Raw genomic sequence first — 23,274 nt, forward strand, 5'->3', positions numbered from 1 at the left:
ACTGACATTGAATGTGTCACAAAAAGGAGATCAATGCGATCTCCTTTTTTATTAAAAATATTAATTCCTTATCTATTTTTTCCATTATTAACCTGAGGTAAACCCACAGAACCACCCTAGCATTCTGCTAAAAATTTTGTTAACTTGATTTTGTTACATATTCAAGATGCAACTTTTTCATCCAACACCCCTCATCGCTGTGTTTATGAAAACAATATCAATATGTAGTTTTACCAATATTTTTCACGGGGCAAATCATAATGGAAATCTCACACCGCGAAATTTACGCCCTCGTAGACATTAATAATTGTTATGTGAGTTGTGAGCGACTATTTAATCCCAAACTTATTGGTCTACCAGTCGTAGTACTTTCTAATAACGACGGATGTGTTGTATCACGTAGTGAAGAAGCAAAAAATATGGGTATCAAAATGGGTATTCCATGGTATCAAATCGAACAAGAAGCTCTTCAAGCAGGTGTACACGTCTATTCAAGCAACTACACTTTGTATGCTGAAATGTCACGTCGCTTTTTTTCAGTTCTTGGTGAGTTTTTCTCGCCCGATGATTTAGAAGCTTATTCTATAGATGAATGTTTTATTCGCCTTACCCCTTACCTTCAATCTCTAGATATTCATTCTTATTGTGTCAAAGTCGTAGAAACCTTAGAAGAATGGTTAAGCTTACCCTGTTGTATTGGCATCGGATATTCAAAAACTCAAGCAAAATTAGCCAATCACTATGCTAAAAAAATTAGAAGCTTTAATAGAATTTGTAATTTCACTACTTTAGATCCTCTGCTTCTTGAAGACCTCATGCAACACACTTCAGTCAAAGAAGTCTGGGGAATTGGCTATCAATTAGTCAAACAATTACGGAGTTATGAGATTTATTCATGCTTAGACTTAACTTTTGCCAATGAGCATCATCTAGCAAAAGCTTTTTCTGTGGTTATGGCGCGTACCATTCGTGAGCTAAAAGGCCAATCCTGTATTCAACTCGACGATCCTGCAATTGTCACCAAACGAATTTTAGCATCACGTAGTTTTGCTCAAGCTTTGTCCAGCATTGAAATTATTAAGCAAGCACTTATTTTTCATCTCAACCGTGCTCATCGCCGTTTAATGAAACAAGAACAGCTCTGTGCCTGCGTTCAAGTCTTGCTTTATGAAAAAATAGATAAACCACCTTATAAAAAAGCATCTTCTCAAGCGATAGGCTTAAATTATGCAACAGATGATTTATGCATATTAACAAAAGCAGCCATGCAGCAAATTGATGTTTTATATAAAGAAAATAAAAAATACATTAAGATTGGAGTTTTATTTTGTGGGTTGCATCCCCGCCAACATCACATTGATGATTTATGGCAACCTCTTGAGTTGATTCAGCAAAGACAACAATTAATGCAAACGCTCAGCACAGTTCGTAACCGATTTGGCAGTCACTATTTACAAGTCGGTTATCATTCCCGTAATCCATCTTGGCACATGAAACAATGTCACCGTTCAAAAAATTATCTAACTCGATGGAATGAGCTATTAGTGATTGGAGAGAACTCTATAGCCGTTACACAAAATACATGAACTGTTTTTGTCAATTCAGTTTAAAATAAGCTCCATTAAATTACTTGAAATTTTGTCATTTTTTAACATTGCTAAATCATCGCAAAATTTACAATATATAAGCCGAATTTGGTATACCCTTTCTGCGACGATGAAAACAAATTATAAAAAAATTGTAGAAACATATGCCATAATAAGCAAACTTTGCAGACATCTTGCAAAGAATATTTGCAACTTTAGAGCTGGAGCAATCTGAATGAGTTCGACCATTTTGGTGATTCATGGACCGAATTTGAATTTGCTGGGAAAACGCGAACCAGAAGTATATGGTCATCTTACCTTAGATGATATTAACCAACAACTTATTAGCCAAGCTCAACAAGCTTCAATCACATTAGATACTTTTCAAAGCAACTGGGAAGGTGCCCTTGTTGATCGTATTCATCAGGCACAAACTGAAGGCGTAAAACTTATTATTATTAACCCTGCTGCCCTCACCCACACTTCAGTTGCTCTACGTGATGCCCTGCTTGGCGTTGCGATTCCATTCATTGAAGTTCATTTGTCTAATGTCCATGCAAGAGAGGCATTCAGACATCATTCTTATTTATCTGATAAAGCAATTGGCGTGATTTGTGGTCTAGGTGCAAAAGGCTATCGTTTTGCGCTCGATTACGCTATTGAAAAAATTCAACCATCTAACCCAAACTAGTTTAGGAATAGTCGCCCATGGATATCCGCAAAATTAAGAAACTCATCGATTTAATGATTGAGTCTGACTTGCAAGCGATCGAAGTTAAAGAAGGTGATCAATCAATCGCTTTAACTCGTCGCAATCCTGTCGTTGCTGCGGCTGGTGTAGCACTTCCGGCTGCTCCTGTTGCAGAAGCACCAGTTGCAAAAACACCGCGTGGAGCAGTTGAAACTTCTCCAATGGTTGGCGTGTTCTACGCTGCTCCAAGCCCAGGTGAAGCACCATTTGTTAAAGTAGGCCAAACAGTATCTGCTGGTGAAACTTTGGGTATTATTGAAGCAATGAAAATCATGAACCCAATTGAAGCAACTCAAAGTGGCGTGATTGAAGAAATTTTAGTGAAAAATGGTGAAGTTATCCAATTCGGTCAACCTTTATTCCGTTATCGCGCGTAATTACCCCGGGGACGTCTATGTTGCAAAAAGTTTTAATTGCAAACCGTGGTGAAATCGCTTTACGTATTACCCGGGCTTGTAAAACATTAGGAATCAAGACTGTTGGTATCTATTCAGATGCCGACAAGGATTTGATGCATTTACGTTTTGTTGATGAAGCAGTATGTATTGGTCCGGGCGCAAGTAGTGATAGCTATTTAAATATCCCGGCAATTATTACTGCTGCAGAAATTACCGGTGCTGATGCTATTCACCCGGGTTATGGTTTCCTTTCAGAAAATGCTGAGTTTGCTGAAATTGTAGAAAGCTCAGGCTTTACTTTTATTGGTCCACGTCCAGAACATATCCGCCTTATGGGGAATAAAGTTTCTGCGATTGTTGCCATGAAAAAAGCTGGCGTACCTACTGTACCAGGTTGCGACCATGCAGTAACCATCCACAATGCCTTGGCAGAAGCGAAAGAAATCGGCTTCCCGCTTATTGTTAAAGCGGCTTCTGGTGGTGGTGGTCGTGGTATGCGTATTGTTGAGCGTGTAGATACACTACTTGAATCAGTTCAAGCAGCGCAGCGCGATGCAGAAATGTGGTTCGGTGATGATACCGTTTACATGGAACGCTTCTTACAAAAACCTCGCCATGTCGAAGTTCAAGTTCTTGGTGATGGTAATGGTCATGCAATTCATTTATATGACCGCGACTGTTCATTACAACGTCGCCATCAAAAAGTACTAGAAGAAGCACCTGCACCAAACCTACCAGAGCAAGCTCGAGCTGATATTTTAGAAGCTTGTGTTCATGCATGTCAGTTGATGCAGTATCGTGGTGCTGGTACGTTTGAATTCTTATTTGAAGACGGTGAATTCTTCTTTATTGAAATGAATACTCGTGTTCAGGTTGAGCACCCTGTAACTGAAATGGTTACCGGTGTCGATATTATTGAACAACAGTTACGTATTGCTGGTGGCCTAGGACTAGAGCTTCAACAAGAAGATATCAAAGTTCAAGGACATGCAATTGAATGCCGTATCAATGCAGAAGATCCTACAACCTTCTTACCTTCACCAGGTAAAATTGAAAGTTTCTATGCGCCAGGCGGCGCTGGTATTCGTTTAGATTCTCATATCTACCCAGAATACAGCATTCCACCTTACTATGACTCTATGATTGCTAAATTGATTTCTCATGGTAAAGACCGTGAAACTTCAATTGCTCGTATGCGTCAAGCACTAGATGAAATGATCCTTACGGGAATTAAAACAAATATTCCTCTACATAAAGATCTTATTTTGCAAGATAAGAGTTTCTGCTCTCAAGCAATGGATATCCATTACCTTGAAAAACACTTGTTAAAGCAAGTCGAAGAAAAGAAAGCTGAAACTGCATAATAAAAAAAGCCTCTTATTTTTAAGAGGCTTTTTTTATATCTATAATTTTATGGTAATACCCGACGTAAAGTCGCAAAGCACTGCTCACCTTTAGCTGTTGAACAGAAATTGATTGTATGGTCGTTTTTCCATTGTACAAAATACTGTGAAACATCACCTGTTTGGTCTTGTTTCTGACCAGAACAATCTACTTTATTATTGTCAAATTTAATTTGCATTACTAAAGCGGCTAGCTGCTCTTTAGGGTCATCAGATGGTTGATATTCATAAATACCATAAGACCATTCCTGACCGCTTTTGATCACTACATCATTACTACTACGAAAGTTATAATATTCCACACATTTCTTATTATTTGGAATTTCCATTCCCCATAATCCCATAATTTCAGGGCGCGTAACAATACGTATAGCATTAGGATTACTTGCGGTCCGAACGGGTTGTTCAGCTGGCTGTTGACTAGCCGTTTCTGCCACAGCTAAACCAGAACAAGCCCACAATAATCCAATAATATAAATATTTTTCATAGATTTATTAATCATTAAACGCATGAAGTTAAGTTAGCATATTTTTTGACAAAATCACTGCTCCATAACCATATAAAAACAATATTTTTCAACTGTAACGTGTCACAACAAGTCATCAAACAATTTTATATTTACTTGCTTTTTTCAATATAAATTCTTTGTTTTGCATGATCTCAAGCTTAGGTAGTTGAAGAATCGACTTGTTTCGGAAGCCACTTTACAAAGCACAAACCTAAGAGCACAACCACGCTGGCACACATAAAGATGAGTTCACCAGAAAGAATTTTCCAGAAATGCCCAGCCAGAACACTACCGAAAGCTACACCTAACCCCCACATGGTACTATAAAGTGCTTGTCCACGCCCTTGCTGTCCAGCAGAAAAGTTTTGAAAAATAACTCTCATTGCGATCAAGTGAAATAAACCAAAACTAAAGGCATGTAAGCACTGCGCAAAAAGTTGACCAATAAAATAATGTGAAAATACTGCAACTAGCATCCAACGTATGCTCGTCACTAGCAGACACACTATCACTAAACTGCGCCACGAAAAACGTTGAAAAATATTTGAGGCAATTGAAAACATAAAAATTTCAGCAAAAACGCCCATGGCCCATAAAAATCCAATTTCAGTCGTACTGAAATTCAAAGATTTCAGAAAATTACTATAAAAACTATAAAAAGGCGCATGTGAAAAAAGTAGAATAAATTCAATTGCAAAAAATACAGCCACTGTTGGGCGCTTAAGAACAGGAAGTAAAGGTTCTAAATATTTTTGGGAACTAGGCGCGCTATCAGGTTCGCGAATTGTGAAAGACCAAATAAACGCCAGCGACGCGATAATTAATAGTAAAATTGGGAGCATTGAAATAGGCACTATTTCTAAAATAGCCCCAATACTGAATACCCCAACAATAAACCCCACCGATCCCCACTTACGAATTTTGCCGTAAAGTTTAGCTTTTTGATCACCCAACCAAAATAAAGTAACTCCCTCAAATTGAGCTAAAATCGCATTTTGAAAGAAACTAAAAATAAGCATAAGCAAAGCAACTGATTGAAAAGTATTTGGCACTATAAAAATAGCCAACCATATACAAGATTCCATCCAAGTTGCTACCCGAACAAGCAACATTCGCTTACCAGATTTATCAGCAATCCAACCCCAAACTAAAGGTGCAAAAAAACGCGTTACAATCGCAATTGAGGATAAAACACCAATTTCTTGATAATTAAATCCCTGATCTTGAAGATATAAATTCCAATAAGGCATGAATGTGCCCACGATGGAATAGTAAAAGAAGTAGAATCCACCAAGTCGAGTTTGGATAGTAAGTGGTTGAAACAATTTATAAACCTTTGTATTTTCATGAGGTTAAAATTCGGGATAGCTATCACGCATGTAGCCATTTGTCTTTAGTACTACTAAGCATCCACAAATTTTGATTCGTAGATTCACCGAATAAAATACAATTAAACATATCAGAGCATCTCAGCCTTTCAATTTTAACACTTTGTTTTCCAATACAAATCATTAAATGATTGATAGTCTACCTGTGTCTATAAGTATTTTTTATTGATAAGAAAGAATAAATAAAGAAAAGAGAACTGTAATTTAATTTGTACAATCTGTTAACTTATGTAAAAATACATTTAATATTCATAAGGTATATATTTATCAGATGTTTTTTCTTATTTTTTTAATTTGTCTTTTTCTGTTTTTACTCATCCTAAAACAACATTACCGCTAACTACCTATCACCCCTACCTTTTGTTTAAAAAACCTATCTGCCTCTTTTAAATTAGAACAATTAAACACCAAATTTATAGACCACTTTTTAAATGCTAAGTGTTCAACTCAAATCCAAAAAATATACTCAACATAAAATTCCAATAAATTCTTAATAAATTACTGTAACAACTATCGCATCTGAGTAATTACCCGGAGCTGTTGAAATAGTGGTACCTTGCGGAATTTTTCCATAGACATTTGTACCCTGAGAATTGCCCGAACCTGTTTTAGAAACACCTCCAGAACCTCCAACTGCGCTTACACCACCAGTAGTATCCCATACCGCACTATAATTCGAGTTCTGATATAACTGATATGGGATATATTGACCACTACCATTTGTCATCTGCCTAAAGCCACCAGCAATACGGTTATTTCCATCCCCCAAATAAATACTATATGGCAGTCCATTATTACAGGTCGTATTTACTACTCCTTGAGCTGTATAATCACGAGTAGTCTTACCAATATCATTAATATTTCCAAAATCGACATTTGATGTTGAATCTATTTGACACAAACTTGGCACAACATAATTAGCAGTTATGGTGGTATTACCCGAGTCCCAACCTCCACCACTACCCCCCTCACACACAGTGCTAGAGCTTGCTTGCATGTCCCAAAATAGCTGAACCGTACCCGTATAGGTTCCTTTAGGATATGCCATGAGCGAACCCGTACGAGCTGTAACTTTTATATTTACTGAGTAACTTATAACATTCTTTGAAGAGACGGTTTTCACAGGCCCATACCAGACATTCGAATTTTGATTAGTGGTAGAAGAGCCAGCCCCACCTACACTTGCAGTTACCGTATAGGGTAATGAAACATTATTATTACTACTGGTGGTTCCAGTAAAAACGGTTTTCATACACATATAACCTGAAATTTCTGGTGTTGAACGTGCTCCATAACAACGTATTGTCCCAGTGTATGTCAGTACTGCATCATTGTTAATTGTTGCAGCAGTGTATGTATATGTGCCAGAATTTGGCGCTGTAGCTGTGCAATCTGCATGGGCGGAATTAAAAAATGTAAAGATCAGGCATAGCAAACCCGTTCCCAAAAAATATTTCAGGATAAATGAAAGTGCTCTAAATGTTGTGGGTTGGTTAAAGCTAGCAATATTTATCGACATACATAAGGCCCCAATTTTTTAGCACTGTATTGCTTATTTTCATACGCAAAAACAACTTGGCATGAACCATGATCCAGAAGATCAACTTCAAGTTTGTTTTGCTTTAACAGGTTTGGAATAAACACTTCACCGTCGTAGCCAACCACCCCATCTTGCTGACCATTAATTCGAACCGTATAACCCGGCATCAACGGTGAGTTGTTTTGATCAACCAGTTTCACTAATCCAGAAATGACCTGATGAGCACCGAAGTCAATCAAGGTTCCTTGGCGGTAACCTACAAACGCTGTCTGATTCGTAGAGCTAACTTCCCACTCTAAAGGTAAATATGATGGGTCTAGGTAGATATGATGAGACATGTAGGGTCTTAAATTCGCAATTAAGAATCGGCCAGACTTATCGGTCGCACCTAAATTAACACCACCATTTAGAATTTGGCTTTGCGGCCCTGCATTGGTTACGACCGCATAGCCCTCTCCAATTTCATTGGCCGCAAATATACGTCCTGCTGCCGCAACCAGTGAACCTGTTGCTGAAAGTGCAACCTGATCGTTATCTCCAAATCGGTTATAACGTCCCGTCAGGTAAGCTGCACGAGCACGGTAAGAAGCATAGACCGATGCATTGTTTTGATTCGCATCCTGATCACGCTCAACATAGCCTCCCCATCCAAATGCACCGATTTGTGGATCGCTAAATCCATTTATTTCTTGTCTATAGGTTGTTTTACTACTTTCATTAGAAATACTTGTAATCGCATTGACTCGGCTAGATGGTGTATAGCGCAACGCAAAGTAAATACCATAGTCTTTTTGGTTTTCATAATCTTTATAAGCTGATGTATAAAATCCCCAGTTTTTGTTCAGGCTTCCGCTTAAATTGGCAGATACTAATTTATTAGCATTGTCGCTATATTTGATCTGGTTATAGCCCAAATAAACGCCATAGCCTGCATAAAAATTATAGTTAATTCCGGCCCTAAAGATCTCATCTGCCAGCGCACTGTAGCTTAAATAATTTTTGGGTTCATCATCGGATTGATTATCTTTTAAATATCGAACTTGAGACACACGGGCAAGGTCAAAGTAGTTATCAAACACTTTGCGGTAACTGGTGTTAAATGAAATGTTCTTACTGATGCGACCTTCTAAACCCAGCAAGGCAGAATAACCGTTTTCATCTTTATACTGGCTCGCTGCGATGTCAGCATTAATTACCCCAAAACCAAACAAGTTCTTGGCAAAACCAGTCCCGAGGTTCGATAAACCATCTGTTGAAGCCTCTGCACCACCACTTAAGGTCAACGAGTTGCTGTAACCGTATCGAATCGCACCCGAAGCAAAAGTGGCATCATCATAATCGTTTGAATACAGTCCGTAGTTATAGCGTGGAACCCCGACATCTACTGAGAATTCATTAATGCCTTTTGCCAGAATTTTAGATGAAAAATAGTAAGCCTGTTTAGTAATGCTCTGCTGACCTGTTGCATCGGTAGTCACAAGCGTGACTTCATTGCCTGAAATAAATGGGAGCTGCTTAATGTCAAATGGACCAGATGGCACAAGCCCTGAATAAATCTTTTGTTGGTTAACGTATAAATCTAAAGTCGAAGGCAATGCAGCCGAGCCTGAAAATTGCGGTAGTGCCGAGGTAACAAGATCACCTCGTTGAGTATATGCACTCGACCACTGGAAACCGGCAAGACGGACACTGCTCCCCCAGTCTGGGCTATTGGAAATAAAGTCCCCTAGGGTATATATCCTGATCTTTTCAGGGTCAACATATTGCCACTTACTTTCTAGGCGCACCCATTTTTCATGGCTATAGCTATTTTCATTACTACCGTTATATAAAACCCCTAAAGAAAAGTTACCGATTGCACTGTTAAAAATACCCTCAGCCGAACCAGAGAAAACATTCTCATCATTGGTCATAGTCTGATACAGGCTGTAGTTCAGAATAGCCGCGTTTAAGGGTTTCATCTTTAGCAATTGTGGGCTAGTGACCTGCTGGCCACTTAAATCAACTGAGTAACCCGTTAACATGTTCAGTGGAACTTTTAGGTTTAGAGACTGCTCATTTTCGAGATATTTAAACTGGATTCCGTTAAAACCATTAATACACACCCACTGGTTATCTGGGATATGTTCATCCATTTTTAGTCTTAAAGTTTTTAAATCACGAGAGCGGATATATAGTTTTCTATCTTGATCCTGCCGTACCGATATTAAATCCTTAGAAATATTTGAGTTAACAGAAATATTTAAAAATAGCTGGATATATCCCTGATCAGAACCAAATGCCTGATGAGCAGAATTCGGAACTTCCGGAATACTTGGTAAGACAGCATTGGTACTATCTTGTAATGATTCAGCAGCAGCATGAATCGGCAAGTACATAACACATAAGGCACTTACGATATATTTCATATGTGCCTCTTTAAAGAGATGTTTGCTTACCGTTAATATTTAATGAAATATTATATTTATGATCTGCTTGAAATTTGAAATCAGGACTAATATTAAATTTTCTCGATTTCCCAGCAAGAATATAACCATTCACGGTGTTTACTTTAATGGGATAGCTTTTATTTGCTGTTGTATCCACAAGTATTAAGTTATTTAAAAGCGCATGCCGATTACCAAGATTACTTATGGTGAGATAAGCGTTATTTTGTTCTTGTTGTATTGACCAATTCAGTTTAGTAATCGCATCTTTATTGACGACAAATACAGGTAATGACGAACGTAGTAGTACGTTAACCCCTTGATCAGCTTTACGACTATCAATCGGTTTTGGTAACTCATCAATAATAATACGATAAGTTTTTTCACCAGAAATAAGTTCTGGGTTAATTCTAACTACACGTAAGTTATAAGAGTCACTAGGTTGTAGTTTTAGAAATGGTGGACTAATTACAATCTCATCCGTAGGGATTAACTGATCTTGACCAGCATTTTGTCTCCATTCAAATACACGCACCTGCAAATCAGCACTTTCATTTGACTGGTTATATAAACTAATGGAAGATGCAGCCTGATCACTCAATATTTCAACACTAACAGGTGAAAGGCGGATTGATGCTGCATTTAGCATACTAGGCAAAAATAACAATAAACTTGTCACAACAAAGATATTTTTTTTCATGATTTGCCCAGAACTACTTTTCTCAAATTGAGCTAGCTCCTTTAAAAAGAGCTAGCGATGACGCAATAAAACTTATTAAAAATTAATAAGTCACTGTTACAGTCACAGTGTCAACATAGCTACCTGCACTTGGTAAAGTCGTTCCTGTAGGAATACGACCATAGACGTTAACTGTTTATGCTGCACCAGTACCAGTACCGCTATATGCAGTTGTTGCAATACCAATTGCTGTTGCACGATTAGTATCTGAGAAAAGGTTGTAAGGAATGTATTCGTTGCTAGCCGCCCCACCAATCATACGACGTTGTGTCGATTGAGCATTTTTCCCTGCGTCAAAAGCCAAAGTCCATGGCACAGTGTTGTTACATAACACTTTAATTGCAGTCCCACCTGTTGTTGTGGTGTCTGCATCTACGTTGCTTGCAAGCGAACTTAACGTACCAAAGTCTAAAATTGCATTTGACGTAGTACCTGTTGCAGAAGTGTTGAGAACACAACTGTTTGTAATCGTTGCTTTAACAGTTAGTGTACCGGTTGCGTTAGCTGCATTTGCAACATTGATAGATGTTAAACCCATAGCAATTGCTGATAAACAAATGAGAGACTTATTCATGGTTAAAAACCTTTTTACATTACGCCAATAAAATTAATAGATGTAAAAATTAGCCTTCCCCATCACAATCACTAGTTCTTCTGACTGTTTTTTCAAAGCGTTATTTTTTTACTCTACTAGTTGCGCATAATACAAAAAAACAACAAAAACACTAATGTTTGTTTCATTCCAAATATCAATTAATAATCAAAATTTTGATTGATTTCTCAATTATAAAAATTTTTATGGTTATCCCCACTCTTTTTATTAATTTTCGATAATTTCATTTATATTTTTATTAGTTTTTCTAAAAAATTTTAATTTTTCATTAGTTAAAATTTACCATAACCATTTATATTTTATAATTTTTTAAAGTTTGGTCAAAAAAATAAGAACGAAAAGTAAGCACCTGATTATTCTATATATTTTAAATGAATAAGAAAATAATACTTTATGAATAAGAAAGCTAAGTGTTTTATCACATCTTTAGAATTTTTTTAGATATTTCAATGGCTAGAGGCGGGTCTTCACTACTAAAAATATGTATTGCTAGCTCAACTATTTCTAAAAATTAAATGAAAAATCAAACCTAATAATCTTTGCATTTTGTTATACCGTCCTTAAGCTAACAATTCCATACTTGTGGTTTTAGTTCCTTCTTGGCAAGGTATGTATCAGTAAAACATTAGGAATTTGTTCCAATATGGCGAGTCCAGCACAAATCATTCGACATAAATTTCTCAATACATTCTTTTCACGCCATTCTCTCTGGTTTTTATGTATTTTTACTGCGCTCAGCATCACATGGTTTCGAACCGTCTATACCCCTCATAGTATCTATTATTTTATTTCTGATACTCTCCTTAATGGTTTATGGGTAGTTACAGGAGCTTTAAGCCTATTAGGCCTCTATGATGTTTTACAAAATAAACATTCTATTTTAAGAAACTACCCAATTATGGGACATTTTCGTTTTTTGTTTGAAGATATACGCCCCGAAATTCGTCAATACTTTATTGAAGCGGATCAAGATGCTCTACCTTTTTCTCGCATGCAACGAAGCTTAGTTTATCAACGTGCTAAAAACGAAAATGCAGATAAACCTTTTGGCTCAATTATTGATGTCTATCAAGAGAATTACCGCTTTATTGTCCACTCAATAAGCCCTTGCCCACCAGCTGATCCAAAGAGCTTCCGCATTCAGGTGGGTAATGCACAATGCCTTCAACCCTATAGTGCATCCATTATGAATATCTCTGCCATGAGCTTTGGTAGTTTAAGTGCCAATGCAATTCGAGCACTCAATAAAGGAGCGCAATTAGGTGGGTTTTATCACGATACTGGTGAAGGTAGCTTAAGCCCTTATCATCTCGAAAATGGTGGAGATATTGTTTGGCAAATTGCCAGTGGTTATTTTGGTTGCCGTACCCTAGATGGAAAATTTGACGAGCAAAAATTTGCTAAACAATCTCAATTGCCACAGATCAAAATGATCGAATTAAAGCTTTCACAAGGTGCAAAACCAGGCCATGGCGGTATCTTACCTAAGCATAAAATTACCGAAGAAATTGCCCAAATCCGTGGCGTTTCACGCGATCATGATTGTATTTCTCCTGCTAAGCATTCTAGTTTTTCTACCCCAATTGAAATGATGCATTTCTTACAGAAGCTGCGAACATTATCTGGCGGCAAGCCAGTTGGTTTTAAACTGTGTATTGGCCAACCTTGGCAATTCATGAGTATTGTTAAAGCAATGCTTGAAACAAAAATTGTTCCCGACTTTATTGTTGTGGATGGTTCTGAAGGTGGTACAGGAGCAGCGCCAATTGAGTTTAGCGATAATATTGGCACGCCATTACGCGAAGGCTTACGCTTTGTCCATAACACTCTTGTGGGTGCAGGGCTAAGAGATCAAGTTAAAATTGGTGCTAGTGGTAAAATCATTAGTGCTTTTGATATCGCTAGCACTTTTGCACTCGGTGCAGACTGGGTTAACTCAGCACGTGGTTTCATGTTTGCCGTTGGGTGTATTCAGGCACAAAGCTGCCACACCAACCAATGCCCTGTAGGTGTAGCGACTCAAGACAAAGATCGTCAAAAAGCAATTGATGTACCAACCAAAGCAGAACGAGTATTTAATTTTCATAAAAATACGTTGCATGCATTATCAGAAATGATCGCTGCTGCGGGTTTACGCCATCCTTCTGATATTAAAGCTCATCATTTGGCTCAGCGAGTAAATGACCGTGAAATTAAGAACTATGCTCAGTTGCATTTTTTCTTGAAAGAAGGTGAACTTTTACAATCTGAACTTAATAATGACGATGATAATTTCTACTATCGAATGTGGAATATGGCTGATGCCAATCATTTTTAATTTATATTAATTTTTATAAGTTGAGCATCACCTTTATAGTGTGATGCTCTTCCATATTTAAACCTAATATGTGATTTTTGCTTAAATTTCACTCCCCTTTTAATTTGTATTTAATAGATTTTTCACCTAATATAAAAGTATAAATAACGTACACATTTTAATTTTATTTAATAAAAATTTTTTAATGCTTATAACAAGAAGGTACCTCATCATGTTGAAAAAAACATTCATCTCTTCTTTTGTTGCAATCGCTGTAGGCTTAAGTAGCTATGCTGTTGCTTGTACACGTGCCGTATATTTAGGTAATAATCAACATATTATTACTGCTCGCTCAATGGATTGGAAGGTTGATACAGGTACCAACTTATGGATTATGCCAAGCGGGGTTAGCCGTGACGGTAGCGCTGGTCCCAATTCAATAAAATGGACGTCGAAATATGGGAGTGTAATTGCTACAGGTTATGAAGTTTCCACAACAGATGTAATGAATGAAGCCGGTTTGGTTGCTAATATTTTATGGTTAGTAGAGTCTGAATACCCAGATGCAAAAAAGACAGATAAGCCTTTATTAAGTATTGCAGCATGGGCTCAATATGTACTTGATAATTTTGCAACTGTAGATGAAGCCGTTAAGGCCTTAGAAAAAGAACCCTACACTATTATTACCGACAATGTTCCCGGTGAAACACGGCTCACCACCTTACATTTATCTATTTCTGATAAAACAGGTGATAGCGCAATTATTGAATATATTGGTGGAAAACAAGTGATTCACCATAGTCGAAGCTATCAGGTCATGACCAACTCACCTACTTTCGATAAACAACTTGCACTTGTTGAATATTGGAAGCAAATTGGCGGAACAATTATGCTTCCCGGTACGAACAGAGCATCTGATCGCTTTGCACGTGCATCATTTTACATTAATGCTATTCCTAAAAATGATAATACAAAACAAGCACAAGCCTCTGTATTTAGTGTGATTCGCAATGCATCTGTTCCCTATGGATTAAATACTCAAGAAGAACCTAATATCTCTTCGACTCGCTGGCGAACTGTTGCCGACCACAAACAGATGCTCTACTTTTTTGAATCCGCTCTCTCACCAAATGTATTTTGGGTCGACTTGAAAAAGATTAACTTTAAAGATGGTAAAACACGTAGACTTGATTTAGGACCCGATCAAAGCCATATCTATGCAGGTGATGCCACCTCTTCCTTTAAAATTGCAAAACCATTTGTATTTTTAGGTCCAACTACGCGTTAAATTATGTCAAAATTTATTACTCTTAACATAAATAATATTAAACATACGATCTTGGAATTTATATGATGAAGAAATCTCTACTCTTATTGGGTTCATGTCTACTTACTGCGGCTTGTAGCACCACACAGGTTAGTACACCAGCTCCTAAAGAGGTAAAGACAGCTGGTCAACTAAACTGCTCACCAACTGAACTATGCCCAAGCTTATTGGTTAAATGGAATGAAAATCAAAAAAATCAGCTTCGAGTAGATGTTCATTTAAGTAGTAGTTATAACTTTTATGATATTAACGCTTTGACCTTTGATATTGATGGCAAACGATTCAATTACGAACCAGCTCAAGCCACTGAAAAGACAAATGTGAGCCGATTAGTACCTAAACATTCAACCACTTACTTTGTTATTCCAAGTCAATTTCTACAAGAATTTAAAAATGCTCAAAATGTGAATGTTTTAATCAAAACAGATAAAGGAACAATCGAGCGCAATATGTATAGTCCACAAAAGCAGTCTTCGGTTTATAAAAACTTTATGCAGCTTTATCAGAATTCAAAATAAACTACAAAGATTAAATAATGCATCTATCTAGAATTTTGGATAGATGCATGACTTTTCTAATAATAAAAATGTTTTGGCTTTGCATGCAAGAAGGCCGGAATCAAGCCCGTTAAAGCCGCACGTATATCCGCACGCTCATTAATTAATTGATGAGAGCCTTCTTCAAGCATTAACAACGTTTGGAGTCTAAATTTACGACGAATAAATTCAATGTTGTAACGCCAATCAACCGTCTGATCGAGAGCACCTTGTGCAAGCCAGACTGGGATACGGCAAGCAGGTCGCTCTTCCATTTCTTGCATCCATTTTGACATTGCCAAAATCCAATCCATGCCCATCATTCGAGGTTGCAAAGGATCTTTTAAACGAATAAAACGCAAAAATTCGGGATTATGATTATTACGTCTAAAATGCCTTGGTACCTGACGCTTAATACGGCGAATAATACCTAATCCAACGGGGTTATGCCACCACGCGGTTTTTGCAGGGCGAATTAACGGAGAAAGTAAAAGTACTCGATCTACAATCGGATCTTGGCGTTTTTCAGCATATTCTAATAAGTGATGCATCCAAATTGCTCCACCCGTACTTTGACCAATACCGACCCATGGTTTAGGTAACTGATCTGCATGTTTCACATATTGATAAACAGCCATCAAAACTTGCTGGTAATGATCAAAGTTTTTAATGCTGGCTGGTGAACCATCACTTAATCCATGCCCCGGCAAATCATAAGTAATGATACTAAAGCCCTGCTCAAGAATTTCACGAATAATTGGCTGGTAAATACCGCTATGCTCAAGATAGCCATGCAATAGACAAACTGTACCTTGTATTTTTTCTACTTTAGGTTTGAAAACTTGCACATGCAAACGGAATAAAGGCATTTGAACATAGCCTTGCCAATGGTCACATTCAAGTAAATGTAAACCATACAATTTGCGATAGGCCAGCAAATCACGAGAAGGTTCTTCTAATGTATTTAAATTAAGCGGACTCAAAACCTGCGGCGTAAGATCACGGTTAGGAACCGGTAAATCTAATTGTTTTAATACGGCAGGATTGAGAAATGGAATATCTGACATTAAGGAACCTCTCGACAATCACTTGAGCCAAACAACATGTCACGAATTGTCGCAAGTAATTCATAATTTGCACGGCGGCTATGATCATAATTTTGCACACTTGGTTGCCAACGTGTCAGTGGAGTTGGCATTGGAGCTACAACAGGAATAGTTTCTATACCATTTAAAGCAAACAGTCGGCGTGTACGTGGCATGTGGTATTCATCTGTAACCAACATGACTGTTGGTGCCCCGCCTTTTTTCTGAAGCAATAAAGAGCTAAAACGAGTATTTTCACATGTATTCATACTGCGCTTTTCTAATAGCTTTGCATCAACACCGCGTTCTTTTAACCAAACTTGCATATAAGGCGCTTCTACACCGCTAAGCACAATAGGTAAATGATTTTGTTTTTCAACTTCTAAAGTTTTTTCTAATCGCAAACGCGTATAGCCATTAACAACAATATCCTTACCATTTTTATCTAAGGTTAATCCGCCACCCAACACAACAATTGCATAAGGTTCTGATAACTTTTTAGGTTGTACTGGTAATGGATTTTTACGCACATACTCGACTTTTTGTTCAGGTTCACTGACAGCTTTTTGATGCTCTGGCACCACAGGTTTTCTTGCTAAAAACTCTGTATATTGCTCAGTAAGCGCTTTATTTTCAGAACTATTAATAAAAAGTGCTTCGTCAACAGGACTACTCGCCTCATCTGCAGCATCAATTTCTGAGTTTTTAGCGACTAAAGGAACCGTTACAGATGCGGCTTGCTCTTCCGAATCCTGTTCCTTTTCTTCTAAAAGAATAATTTGCTGCAAAGCTTTATAATTCTCTTGAATATAGGTCAGATCAGATGTTCTTTTTTCACGTAACGCTTGCTCTGTCAGTTTTAAATAGGCTTGACGAGCGATCCATAAATTCGAACCTGGCTCTAAATTATCATGCTCACTTAAAGCAGCCTGTCTCTGGCTCTCAGCAGCGACTTGATTAACATCAACAGGTACAAAATAGTTAAGGCCAGCTACAATAAGTTTTGAATAAAATGGCGAATATAAAAAAACCACGAAACAGCCTAATAGTACAAATAGCACGGTGACTACTTGTACTAAACGTACCATTAAGTGTACTTTTGGCATAAAACTATTCCGTATGATTTTCAATTAAACCTAAACTGTTATAAAGCACAGGCTCTGGTTCTAACATAATATGGAAAAGCTGATCAACATCACGTTGTACAGCCTGATAAGTTTTCCTTACATCAGCTAGAGATGCATTGGCATAATTCACCAGAACTAATGCCTGTTTATGGAACATCCCTACCATATCGAGTTGCTTCCCTTTCCAACCCGCCTGATCAATTAACCATCCTGCTGCAATTTTAACGTTTCCGTTAGCTTGAGGATAATGTGGAATTGTTGAGAATTGTGTGACTAAGCGTTCAAACTCTTGAGGTTTAATAACTGGATTTTTGAAGAAACTCCCGACATTAGGATACTCTTTTGGATCAGGAAGTTTACTTTGTCGAATATGGATGACCTGATTTTGTAAATTTTCGGCAGTCTGATTGTCTCCAACTGCTTGTTTCAAGTCGCCGTAGTTAAGTTTTAAGTGCGGCTGTTTAAGCAATTTAAAAGTAACATGCGTGATAATGTAACGGTTCGGATCATCTTTAAAAATACTATGGCGGTAAGCGAAATGGCAGTCGGCCGCTAAAATTGTCTGAGTTTGCTTTAATTTACGGTCATACACTTGTACTGACTCAATAAACTCGCCTACCTCTACCCCATACGCCCCAATGTTTTGTACGGGTGAAGCACCAACTAAACCTGGAATAAGGGCTAAATTTTGCAAACCAAACCAGTTCTGTTCAGTGCTGTATAAAACAAAATCATGCCAGACTTGGCCTGCGCCAACTTTAACCCGCACAAAATCATCATCGTTTGATAAAACTTCAATTCCCTGAATATCAAGATGAATCACTAAAGCATTGATCTGCTGCGGTAATAACATATTACTACCGCCCGATAATACAAGTACATTTAACTGATACTGCTCAGCAAACTCTAAAGCTGATTGAATATCTTGAATACTGCCAACTTTAGTATAGTGAGAAACAGTTGCATCTAAACTTAGAGTATTGAATGGCTTAAGCTGTACTTGATTCTGAATTTGCATTGTATTGAAAAACCTATTCTTAAACATTCAATTGTTTTTTTAAAATATTGACCCACGCCAAACTACTGGACTCACATTGATTGAGTACACGTTCAAAACCATCAGCACCGCCATAATAAGGATCAGGCAACGCTTGTTGTGGGTATTCAGGATCATGCTCACTCATTAAAGCTACTTTTGCACGAATTTGATGTGCGCCAAATTGGGAAACGGCTCTTTGCAACACGTCATGAATATCTTCAAAATTTTGATGATCCATTGCCAAAATCAAATCAAACTCTAAAAAGTCTTGAGTTGAAAGTTGTCTTGCACGTAAAGATGATAGGTCATAACCCCTTTTTTTGGCATGCAACTGACTACGCTGATCAGGCGATTTATTTGGATGATAATTACTCGTTCCAGCTGAATCGACAATAACATTGAGTTGATGCGCGTCACAATAATGTCTAAAAACCACTTCAGCCGTGGGAGAACGGCAAATATTTCCTAAACAGACACATAACACCTTATATTGTGTTTCCATTAGAAATTACTTCCAAACATTTGAATTACATAAAAATAAACGGGATCATGCACAATCTTAACAGACTATAAGTTTATAAGAACCAAATTGACCAGTATGACTTGTTGCATTTTGTCAAAACTCACTTGGGTTGAAAAGGAAAATAATGTTTATCAATAGATTAAAAGTTGATAATTCAGACGATAAATTAGCTAATCTTGTATTTTTGTAGTAATTAAATAAAAATAAAACCCTAATTTATAGGGCTTTACAAACATCACTTTGATGCAGTGATTAATTCAATCATTTCCTTTGTTGGTCTTAAGCTGCCTAACTGCCAATGTTCAGGAGGATGCTCATCAATTCTGATCCAAACATGTTCACGAAAAGCAGGATTTCCCTTTCCTTCTATTTCTACAAATAAATCCGTTATTCGCTTGAAAAGCTCAGCCTTACTATCTTTATCTAGTAAACCTTCTATAGTTTGTATATTTATAAATGGCATAATGCTACCTGAATTAAGGCTAGGTCTAAATTATAGACCCATACTAATTGGAGCTCCTACTAATGTCAAATCAAATTATTCCAGATCATAAATTTCCAGTAGATGTATGTGGGATCTTCAAAATTACAGAAATATTGAATGACAGATGGACGATCCTCTTGTTAAGAGAAGCCTTCTATGGGGTAACAAAATTTAATGATTTTTTAGAAAATACAGGCATATCAAAGCAAATTTTATCTAATCGTCTAAAGCATCTCATCCAATTAGAAATATTTGAATTATCAATCTATAAAGAAGTTGGTGAGCGAGAACGTAAAGAATACTTACTCACTAAAAAAGGCAAAAGTCTAAATATTGTTTTACTGGCCATGCTTGAATCTGGCGGTAATTTTATTGAAGCTGGTAAAGATGTGGTGAAAGTTTTTAATAAGAGTACTGATGATGAACTTAAATTAAAACCTGTTGATTCTTCTAATCAAGTTATAGATTTTAAGAATTTGGAACTTAAGCTCATTCATAGCAAAAAATAAATTTTTATAACTCAGCTACCCTGATCATAAAGTCCTCAGTATGCTTTTATAAAGAAATAAAAAAAGCCTACTCTTTCAAGTAGGCTTTCCCCTTATGACTTTTGCGCTGATCATTCAGGTTTATTGTTGTTTAAAGCAACGGAAGGATCTTACAGAAATACTTAAGAATAAAAAAGCCAATTTACTTAACTGAATGTAAGTACTCATAGACTCCTTTTTCGTTACTCTCAAGTTTAATGACTGCATCCGTTTCATCATTTAGTGTCAGATTAAATACTTTTTCACCATCATATGAAATTTGGTGGCCCATACGAAACTCTGAATCAAGTGACTCAAGAATAATAAAATTTCCTTCGTTGTTCGAAGCGATATAGTAAGTGTTGTTCCGATGAACATATCTAATTGTGTACATCACTATTTAAATTCCACCTAAAAATTATGTTTTTTCTTAATAATAAAAAGATCCTTTTTTCCTTCCCAATCAGAAAAGATCCTACCAAAAACTAAACCCTCCCTTATTAATTATTACCCCTGATCATTTAGTATTTTTTCACCCTATACTATTAAATTGATATTACAGAAATACTTAATAATAAAAAACCCCGCCATTAGTCGATAGTTAGCGGGGTCTTTTGCGATTTAATTTTACTTTTATAGACTCATCTATCAGAGATATTTACCTCATTTCTGCAATAGAAAAATTATTTATTTTTAAAAAGCTTATCTGTCATAGTTCTATCAATTTTACTGCGATGCCCATTCTCAAAGTATCGATCGACATGGCATAGTTTTGTTTTAGTATCACAGAACACACCATTTGAGAGCGTAAACGCTGAAGTATCAAAATCACCTTGAGAGAAGGCTTTATTCGCTTTATAAGTGCCTAAATATTTAGCTGTAAGCTTTTTAGAAACACCTTTTTTGTCAGCACAAATATATTTGTCACAAATTACACCTTTTGTAGGCGAATATACACTAGAGCTGGTTTTCGCGATTGCTGCCGAGCTAAGCATCAAACACGTACATCCCATAATACTAAGAAAAGTTTTAGAAATTTTCACTTTTTAGAACCGATAAAATTATAAATTGTTAAGGCATTATATAAATTAGAAGCTTGCCAGAAAATCTACAGAACCCTATAAATAAAAAAAAGCCCACTTTTCGACGAGGGTTTAAATATTTTGGTAATCCTCACTTACATGTCGGACCCAACATTGCAAAAAAGTATTTATCTATGGGTGGCACAAGGCTTAAGAAAAGCATAGTCACTTCAGAACTACTTTATTTTAAAGTTTCTTATGCTAACTTATTCGGAGATAGAATCTTATAGAACCATTCAACAATAATGTTCAAAAATAAGGAAATAATGTATATGAGCCATTTTCAATTTCAAACCGTTCCAAATATCATCTCTGGCTTAGGCTCTATACAAGAATTACAGAATGTTTTGTCGTCAAAAACTTACCGTAAGTTATTGCTAGTCACCGATGCAGGCATGCTTAAAAATCAATTACACCGTCCCATCCTGCAAATTTTAGATAACCTCAACATTGAATATGTCATCTATGCCGATGTGCAAGCTGATCCCCCTGAACAAGTAGTACTAGATGCAGCCAATTATGCAAAACAGCAAAATGTTGATGCCATTATTGGTTTTGGTGGTGGTAGTTCTCTAGATGTTGCAAAAGTTATTGCTTTACTCGCCCACCCTAATCAGACCCAAAGTTTGCAAGAGATGTATGGCGTGAATCAGGTCACTACAGCTCGTCTTCCGCTTATTTTGATTCCTACTACAGCCGGTACAGGCTCAGAAGTAACGCCAATTTCAATTGTCACCACAGGTGAGACGACAAAAATGGGGATTGTCTCTCCAGTACTCTACGCCGACACTGCAATTCTTGATGCTACTTTCACTCAAAATCTACCAGCACATATTACCGCTGCAACAGGTATTGATGCGATGGTACATGCTATTGAGGCATATACTTCTAAACATAAAAAAAATATTTATACGGATATTTTAGCCAAGCATGCTTTGAAGTTGTTAAATCATAACTTACCAAAAGTTCTTAAAGATGGTAATGATTTAGAAGCACGTCAAAACATGCTTTTTGGTTCAATGCTCGCGGGACAAGCGTTTGCAAACTCACCCGTTGCTGCGGTACATGCTTTAGCTTATCCATTGGGTGGACATTTTCATTTGTCGCATGGGCATACCAACGCCTTAGTGTTGGTTGAAGTATTAAAATTTAATACGCCCAATGCAAAAAAATACTATGCGGAGCTTATGCAATGGATCGATCCATATAGTAATGGCAGCACTGATGGCTTGTGTGATCTGTTTATTGACCACATGCAGAACCACTTAGACCGTAGTGGCTTGACTTTAAGACTTAGTGATTTGGGTATTGACGAGTCCAGCTTACCTCGACTTGCTCAAGATGCCATGTTGCAAACCCGTTTACTACAAAATAACCCACGTGACATGACAGAAGCCGCTGCTTTGGCAATTTATCAGGCGATTCATTAATGACTAAACCAGTTTTAAAAACCCGTGATCAATTTAAATTCTTTTTAGACATTCAAACGCGTTGGGCAGATAACGATATTTATGGTCATGTGAATAATGTGACTTACTATAGCTACTTTGATACAGCGGCCAATGCTTTGCTCATCCAAAAAACAGGTTTTGATATTCATGAAGCAAAAGCAATTGGGTTAGTGATCGATTCAGCTTGTAGTTTTCTTCAGGAATTGTCATTTCCAGAAATTATTCAAGTAGGTGTTGCGATTGGTAAAATCGGTACGACTTCATTGCGTTATGAATTAGCAATCTTTAAACAAGGTCAGAACCAAGCCTCAGCTCAAGGACATTTTGTGCATGTGTTTGTTGATCGCGAAACGCGTAAGACTGTGCCAATTTCCGAGACAGTTCGTGAGGTTTTAGAGAATTTCTTATTATAAAAAATGAGGCAAAAAGAAAATACACAGCTCT

22 protein-coding genes and 1 pseudogene are annotated in these 23,274 nt (G+C 37.1%); 10 read left to right on the forward strand and 13 right to left on the reverse strand.

Annotation, left to right across the window (positions count from 1 at the left end; all coding sequences use genetic code 11):
- Nucleotides 1-260: 260 nt before the first annotated feature.
- From MKL33_RS03175 to accC, 4 genes are all read left to right on the forward strand, one after another.
- On the forward strand, nucleotides 261-1,586 hold the full coding sequence (locus tag MKL33_RS03175; protein ID WP_033847358.1) for a Y-family DNA polymerase: 1,326 nt from the start codon (nucleotides 261-263) through the stop codon (nucleotides 1,584-1,586).
- A 235-nt stretch (nucleotides 1,587-1,821) separates the two neighbouring features.
- Nucleotides 1,822-2,277, forward strand: a complete 456-nt coding sequence (gene aroQ / locus MKL33_RS03180; RefSeq protein ID WP_119685271.1) for a type II 3-dehydroquinate dehydratase — start codon at nucleotides 1,822-1,824, stop codon at nucleotides 2,275-2,277.
- Between the two features lie 17 nt (nucleotides 2,278-2,294).
- A complete protein-coding gene (accB, locus tag MKL33_RS03185; RefSeq protein WP_000354611.1) occupies nucleotides 2,295-2,714 on the forward strand; it encodes an acetyl-CoA carboxylase biotin carboxyl carrier protein in 420 nt (139 codons plus the stop codon).
- A gap of 17 nt (nucleotides 2,715-2,731) precedes the next feature.
- Nucleotides 2,732-4,099: an acetyl-CoA carboxylase biotin carboxylase subunit gene (gene accC, locus MKL33_RS03190; protein ID WP_002115704.1), complete on the forward strand. Its 1,368-nt coding sequence runs from the start codon at nucleotides 2,732-2,734 to the stop codon at nucleotides 4,097-4,099.
- Between the two features lie 47 nt (nucleotides 4,100-4,146).
- Here accC and MKL33_RS03195 read toward each other — a convergent pair whose 3' ends face one another.
- The 6 genes and pseudogenes from MKL33_RS03195 to MKL33_RS03220 form a co-directional block, all read right to left on the reverse strand.
- The gene (locus MKL33_RS03195; RefSeq protein WP_270906439.1) at nucleotides 4,147-4,650 is read right to left on the reverse strand and encodes a hypothetical protein; all 504 of its coding nucleotides are present in this window, start codon (nucleotides 4,648-4,650) and stop codon (nucleotides 4,147-4,149) included.
- Between the two features lie 155 nt (nucleotides 4,651-4,805).
- Nucleotides 4,806-5,972, reverse strand: coding sequence for an MFS transporter (locus MKL33_RS03200; RefSeq protein WP_270906440.1), 1,167 nt, complete (start codon nucleotides 5,970-5,972; stop codon nucleotides 4,806-4,808).
- A 553-nt stretch (nucleotides 5,973-6,525) separates the two neighbouring features.
- Entirely contained in the window at nucleotides 6,526-7,554 is a 1,029-nt protein-coding gene (locus MKL33_RS03205) for a Csu type fimbrial protein (protein WP_270906441.1), read from the reverse strand.
- On the reverse strand, nucleotides 7,545-9,953 hold the full coding sequence (locus MKL33_RS03210) for a fimbria/pilus outer membrane usher protein (protein WP_270906525.1): 2,409 nt from the start codon (nucleotides 9,951-9,953) through the stop codon (nucleotides 7,545-7,547). Before MKL33_RS03210 ends, MKL33_RS03205 begins: the two co-directional genes overlap by 10 nt.
- Nucleotides 9,954-9,993: 40 nt before the next feature.
- On the reverse strand, nucleotides 9,994-10,701 hold the full coding sequence (locus MKL33_RS03215) for a fimbrial biogenesis chaperone (RefSeq protein WP_270906442.1): 708 nt from the start codon (nucleotides 10,699-10,701) through the stop codon (nucleotides 9,994-9,996).
- A gap of 82 nt (nucleotides 10,702-10,783) precedes the next feature.
- Nucleotides 10,784-11,314 (reverse strand): annotated as a pseudogene (locus tag MKL33_RS03220) (Csu type fimbrial protein).
- A gap of 682 nt (nucleotides 11,315-11,996) precedes the next feature.
- On the opposite strand from MKL33_RS03220, the gene MKL33_RS03225 reads away from it, so the two are divergent.
- From MKL33_RS03225 to MKL33_RS03235, 3 genes are all read left to right on the forward strand, one after another.
- Complete coding sequence (locus MKL33_RS03225) at nucleotides 11,997-13,670, forward strand: FMN-binding glutamate synthase family protein (RefSeq protein WP_039761913.1); 1,674 nt, start codon at nucleotides 11,997-11,999, stop codon at nucleotides 13,668-13,670.
- Nucleotides 13,671-13,881: 211 nt separating this feature from the next.
- A complete protein-coding gene (locus MKL33_RS03230; protein WP_270906443.1) occupies nucleotides 13,882-14,937 on the forward strand; it encodes a linear amide C-N hydrolase in 1,056 nt (351 codons plus the stop codon).
- 62 nt (nucleotides 14,938-14,999) lie between these two features.
- The gene (locus tag MKL33_RS03235; RefSeq protein WP_002115218.1) at nucleotides 15,000-15,494 is read left to right on the forward strand and encodes a hypothetical protein; all 495 of its coding nucleotides are present in this window, start codon (nucleotides 15,000-15,002) and stop codon (nucleotides 15,492-15,494) included.
- A gap of 56 nt (nucleotides 15,495-15,550) precedes the next feature.
- Here MKL33_RS03235 and MKL33_RS03240 read toward each other — a convergent pair whose 3' ends face one another.
- The 5 genes from MKL33_RS03240 to MKL33_RS03260 form a co-directional block, all read right to left on the reverse strand.
- Nucleotides 15,551-16,579 (reverse strand): alpha/beta hydrolase, encoded by a 1,029-nt coding sequence (locus tag MKL33_RS03240; protein ID WP_002115207.1) that lies wholly within the window; start codon nucleotides 16,577-16,579, stop codon nucleotides 15,551-15,553.
- Nucleotides 16,579-17,703, reverse strand: coding sequence for a YdcF family protein (locus MKL33_RS03245; RefSeq protein ID WP_270906444.1), 1,125 nt, complete (start codon nucleotides 17,701-17,703; stop codon nucleotides 16,579-16,581). Before MKL33_RS03245 ends, MKL33_RS03240 begins: the two co-directional genes overlap by 1 nt.
- A gap of 4 nt (nucleotides 17,704-17,707) precedes the next feature.
- A complete protein-coding gene (murB, locus tag MKL33_RS03250) occupies nucleotides 17,708-18,742 on the reverse strand; it encodes a UDP-N-acetylmuramate dehydrogenase (RefSeq protein WP_270906445.1) in 1,035 nt (344 codons plus the stop codon).
- A 19-nt stretch (nucleotides 18,743-18,761) separates the two neighbouring features.
- Nucleotides 18,762-19,265: a low molecular weight protein-tyrosine-phosphatase gene (locus MKL33_RS03255; protein WP_002115216.1), complete on the reverse strand. Its 504-nt coding sequence runs from the start codon at nucleotides 19,263-19,265 to the stop codon at nucleotides 18,762-18,764.
- A 256-nt stretch (nucleotides 19,266-19,521) separates the two neighbouring features.
- Nucleotides 19,522-19,749 (reverse strand): tautomerase family protein, encoded by a 228-nt coding sequence (locus tag MKL33_RS03260; RefSeq protein WP_002115197.1) that lies wholly within the window; start codon nucleotides 19,747-19,749, stop codon nucleotides 19,522-19,524.
- A 62-nt stretch (nucleotides 19,750-19,811) separates the two neighbouring features.
- Here MKL33_RS03260 and MKL33_RS03265 point away from each other — a divergent pair, with 62 nt between their 5' ends.
- A complete protein-coding gene (locus MKL33_RS03265; RefSeq protein WP_032038133.1) occupies nucleotides 19,812-20,279 on the forward strand; it encodes a winged helix-turn-helix transcriptional regulator in 468 nt (155 codons plus the stop codon).
- A 181-nt stretch (nucleotides 20,280-20,460) separates the two neighbouring features.
- Here MKL33_RS03265 and MKL33_RS03270 read toward each other — a convergent pair whose 3' ends face one another.
- Both MKL33_RS03270 and MKL33_RS03275 read right to left on the reverse strand, forming a co-directional pair.
- Nucleotides 20,461-20,691 (reverse strand): hypothetical protein, encoded by a 231-nt coding sequence (locus MKL33_RS03270; RefSeq protein ID WP_213689601.1) that lies wholly within the window; start codon nucleotides 20,689-20,691, stop codon nucleotides 20,461-20,463.
- A 289-nt stretch (nucleotides 20,692-20,980) separates the two neighbouring features.
- On the reverse strand, nucleotides 20,981-21,310 hold the full coding sequence (locus tag MKL33_RS03275; protein ID WP_182924259.1) for a YcgJ family protein: 330 nt from the start codon (nucleotides 21,308-21,310) through the stop codon (nucleotides 20,981-20,983).
- A gap of 341 nt (nucleotides 21,311-21,651) precedes the next feature.
- Here MKL33_RS03275 and MKL33_RS03280 point away from each other — a divergent pair, with 341 nt between their 5' ends.
- Together MKL33_RS03280 and MKL33_RS03285 are read left to right on the forward strand one after the other, a co-directional pair.
- Complete coding sequence (locus tag MKL33_RS03280; protein WP_270906446.1) at nucleotides 21,652-22,809, forward strand: iron-containing alcohol dehydrogenase; 1,158 nt, start codon at nucleotides 21,652-21,654, stop codon at nucleotides 22,807-22,809.
- The gene (locus MKL33_RS03285; protein ID WP_270906447.1) at nucleotides 22,809-23,243 is read left to right on the forward strand and encodes an acyl-CoA thioesterase; all 435 of its coding nucleotides are present in this window, start codon (nucleotides 22,809-22,811) and stop codon (nucleotides 23,241-23,243) included. The genes MKL33_RS03280 and MKL33_RS03285 overlap by 1 nt, the downstream gene beginning before the upstream one ends.
- Nucleotides 23,244-23,274 lie beyond the last annotated feature (31 nt).

The sequence above is a fragment of the Acinetobacter sp. AOR43_HL genome, assembly GCF_027854635.1.
Taxonomy (GTDB): Bacteria; Pseudomonadota; Gammaproteobacteria; order Pseudomonadales; family Moraxellaceae; genus Acinetobacter; species Acinetobacter pittii.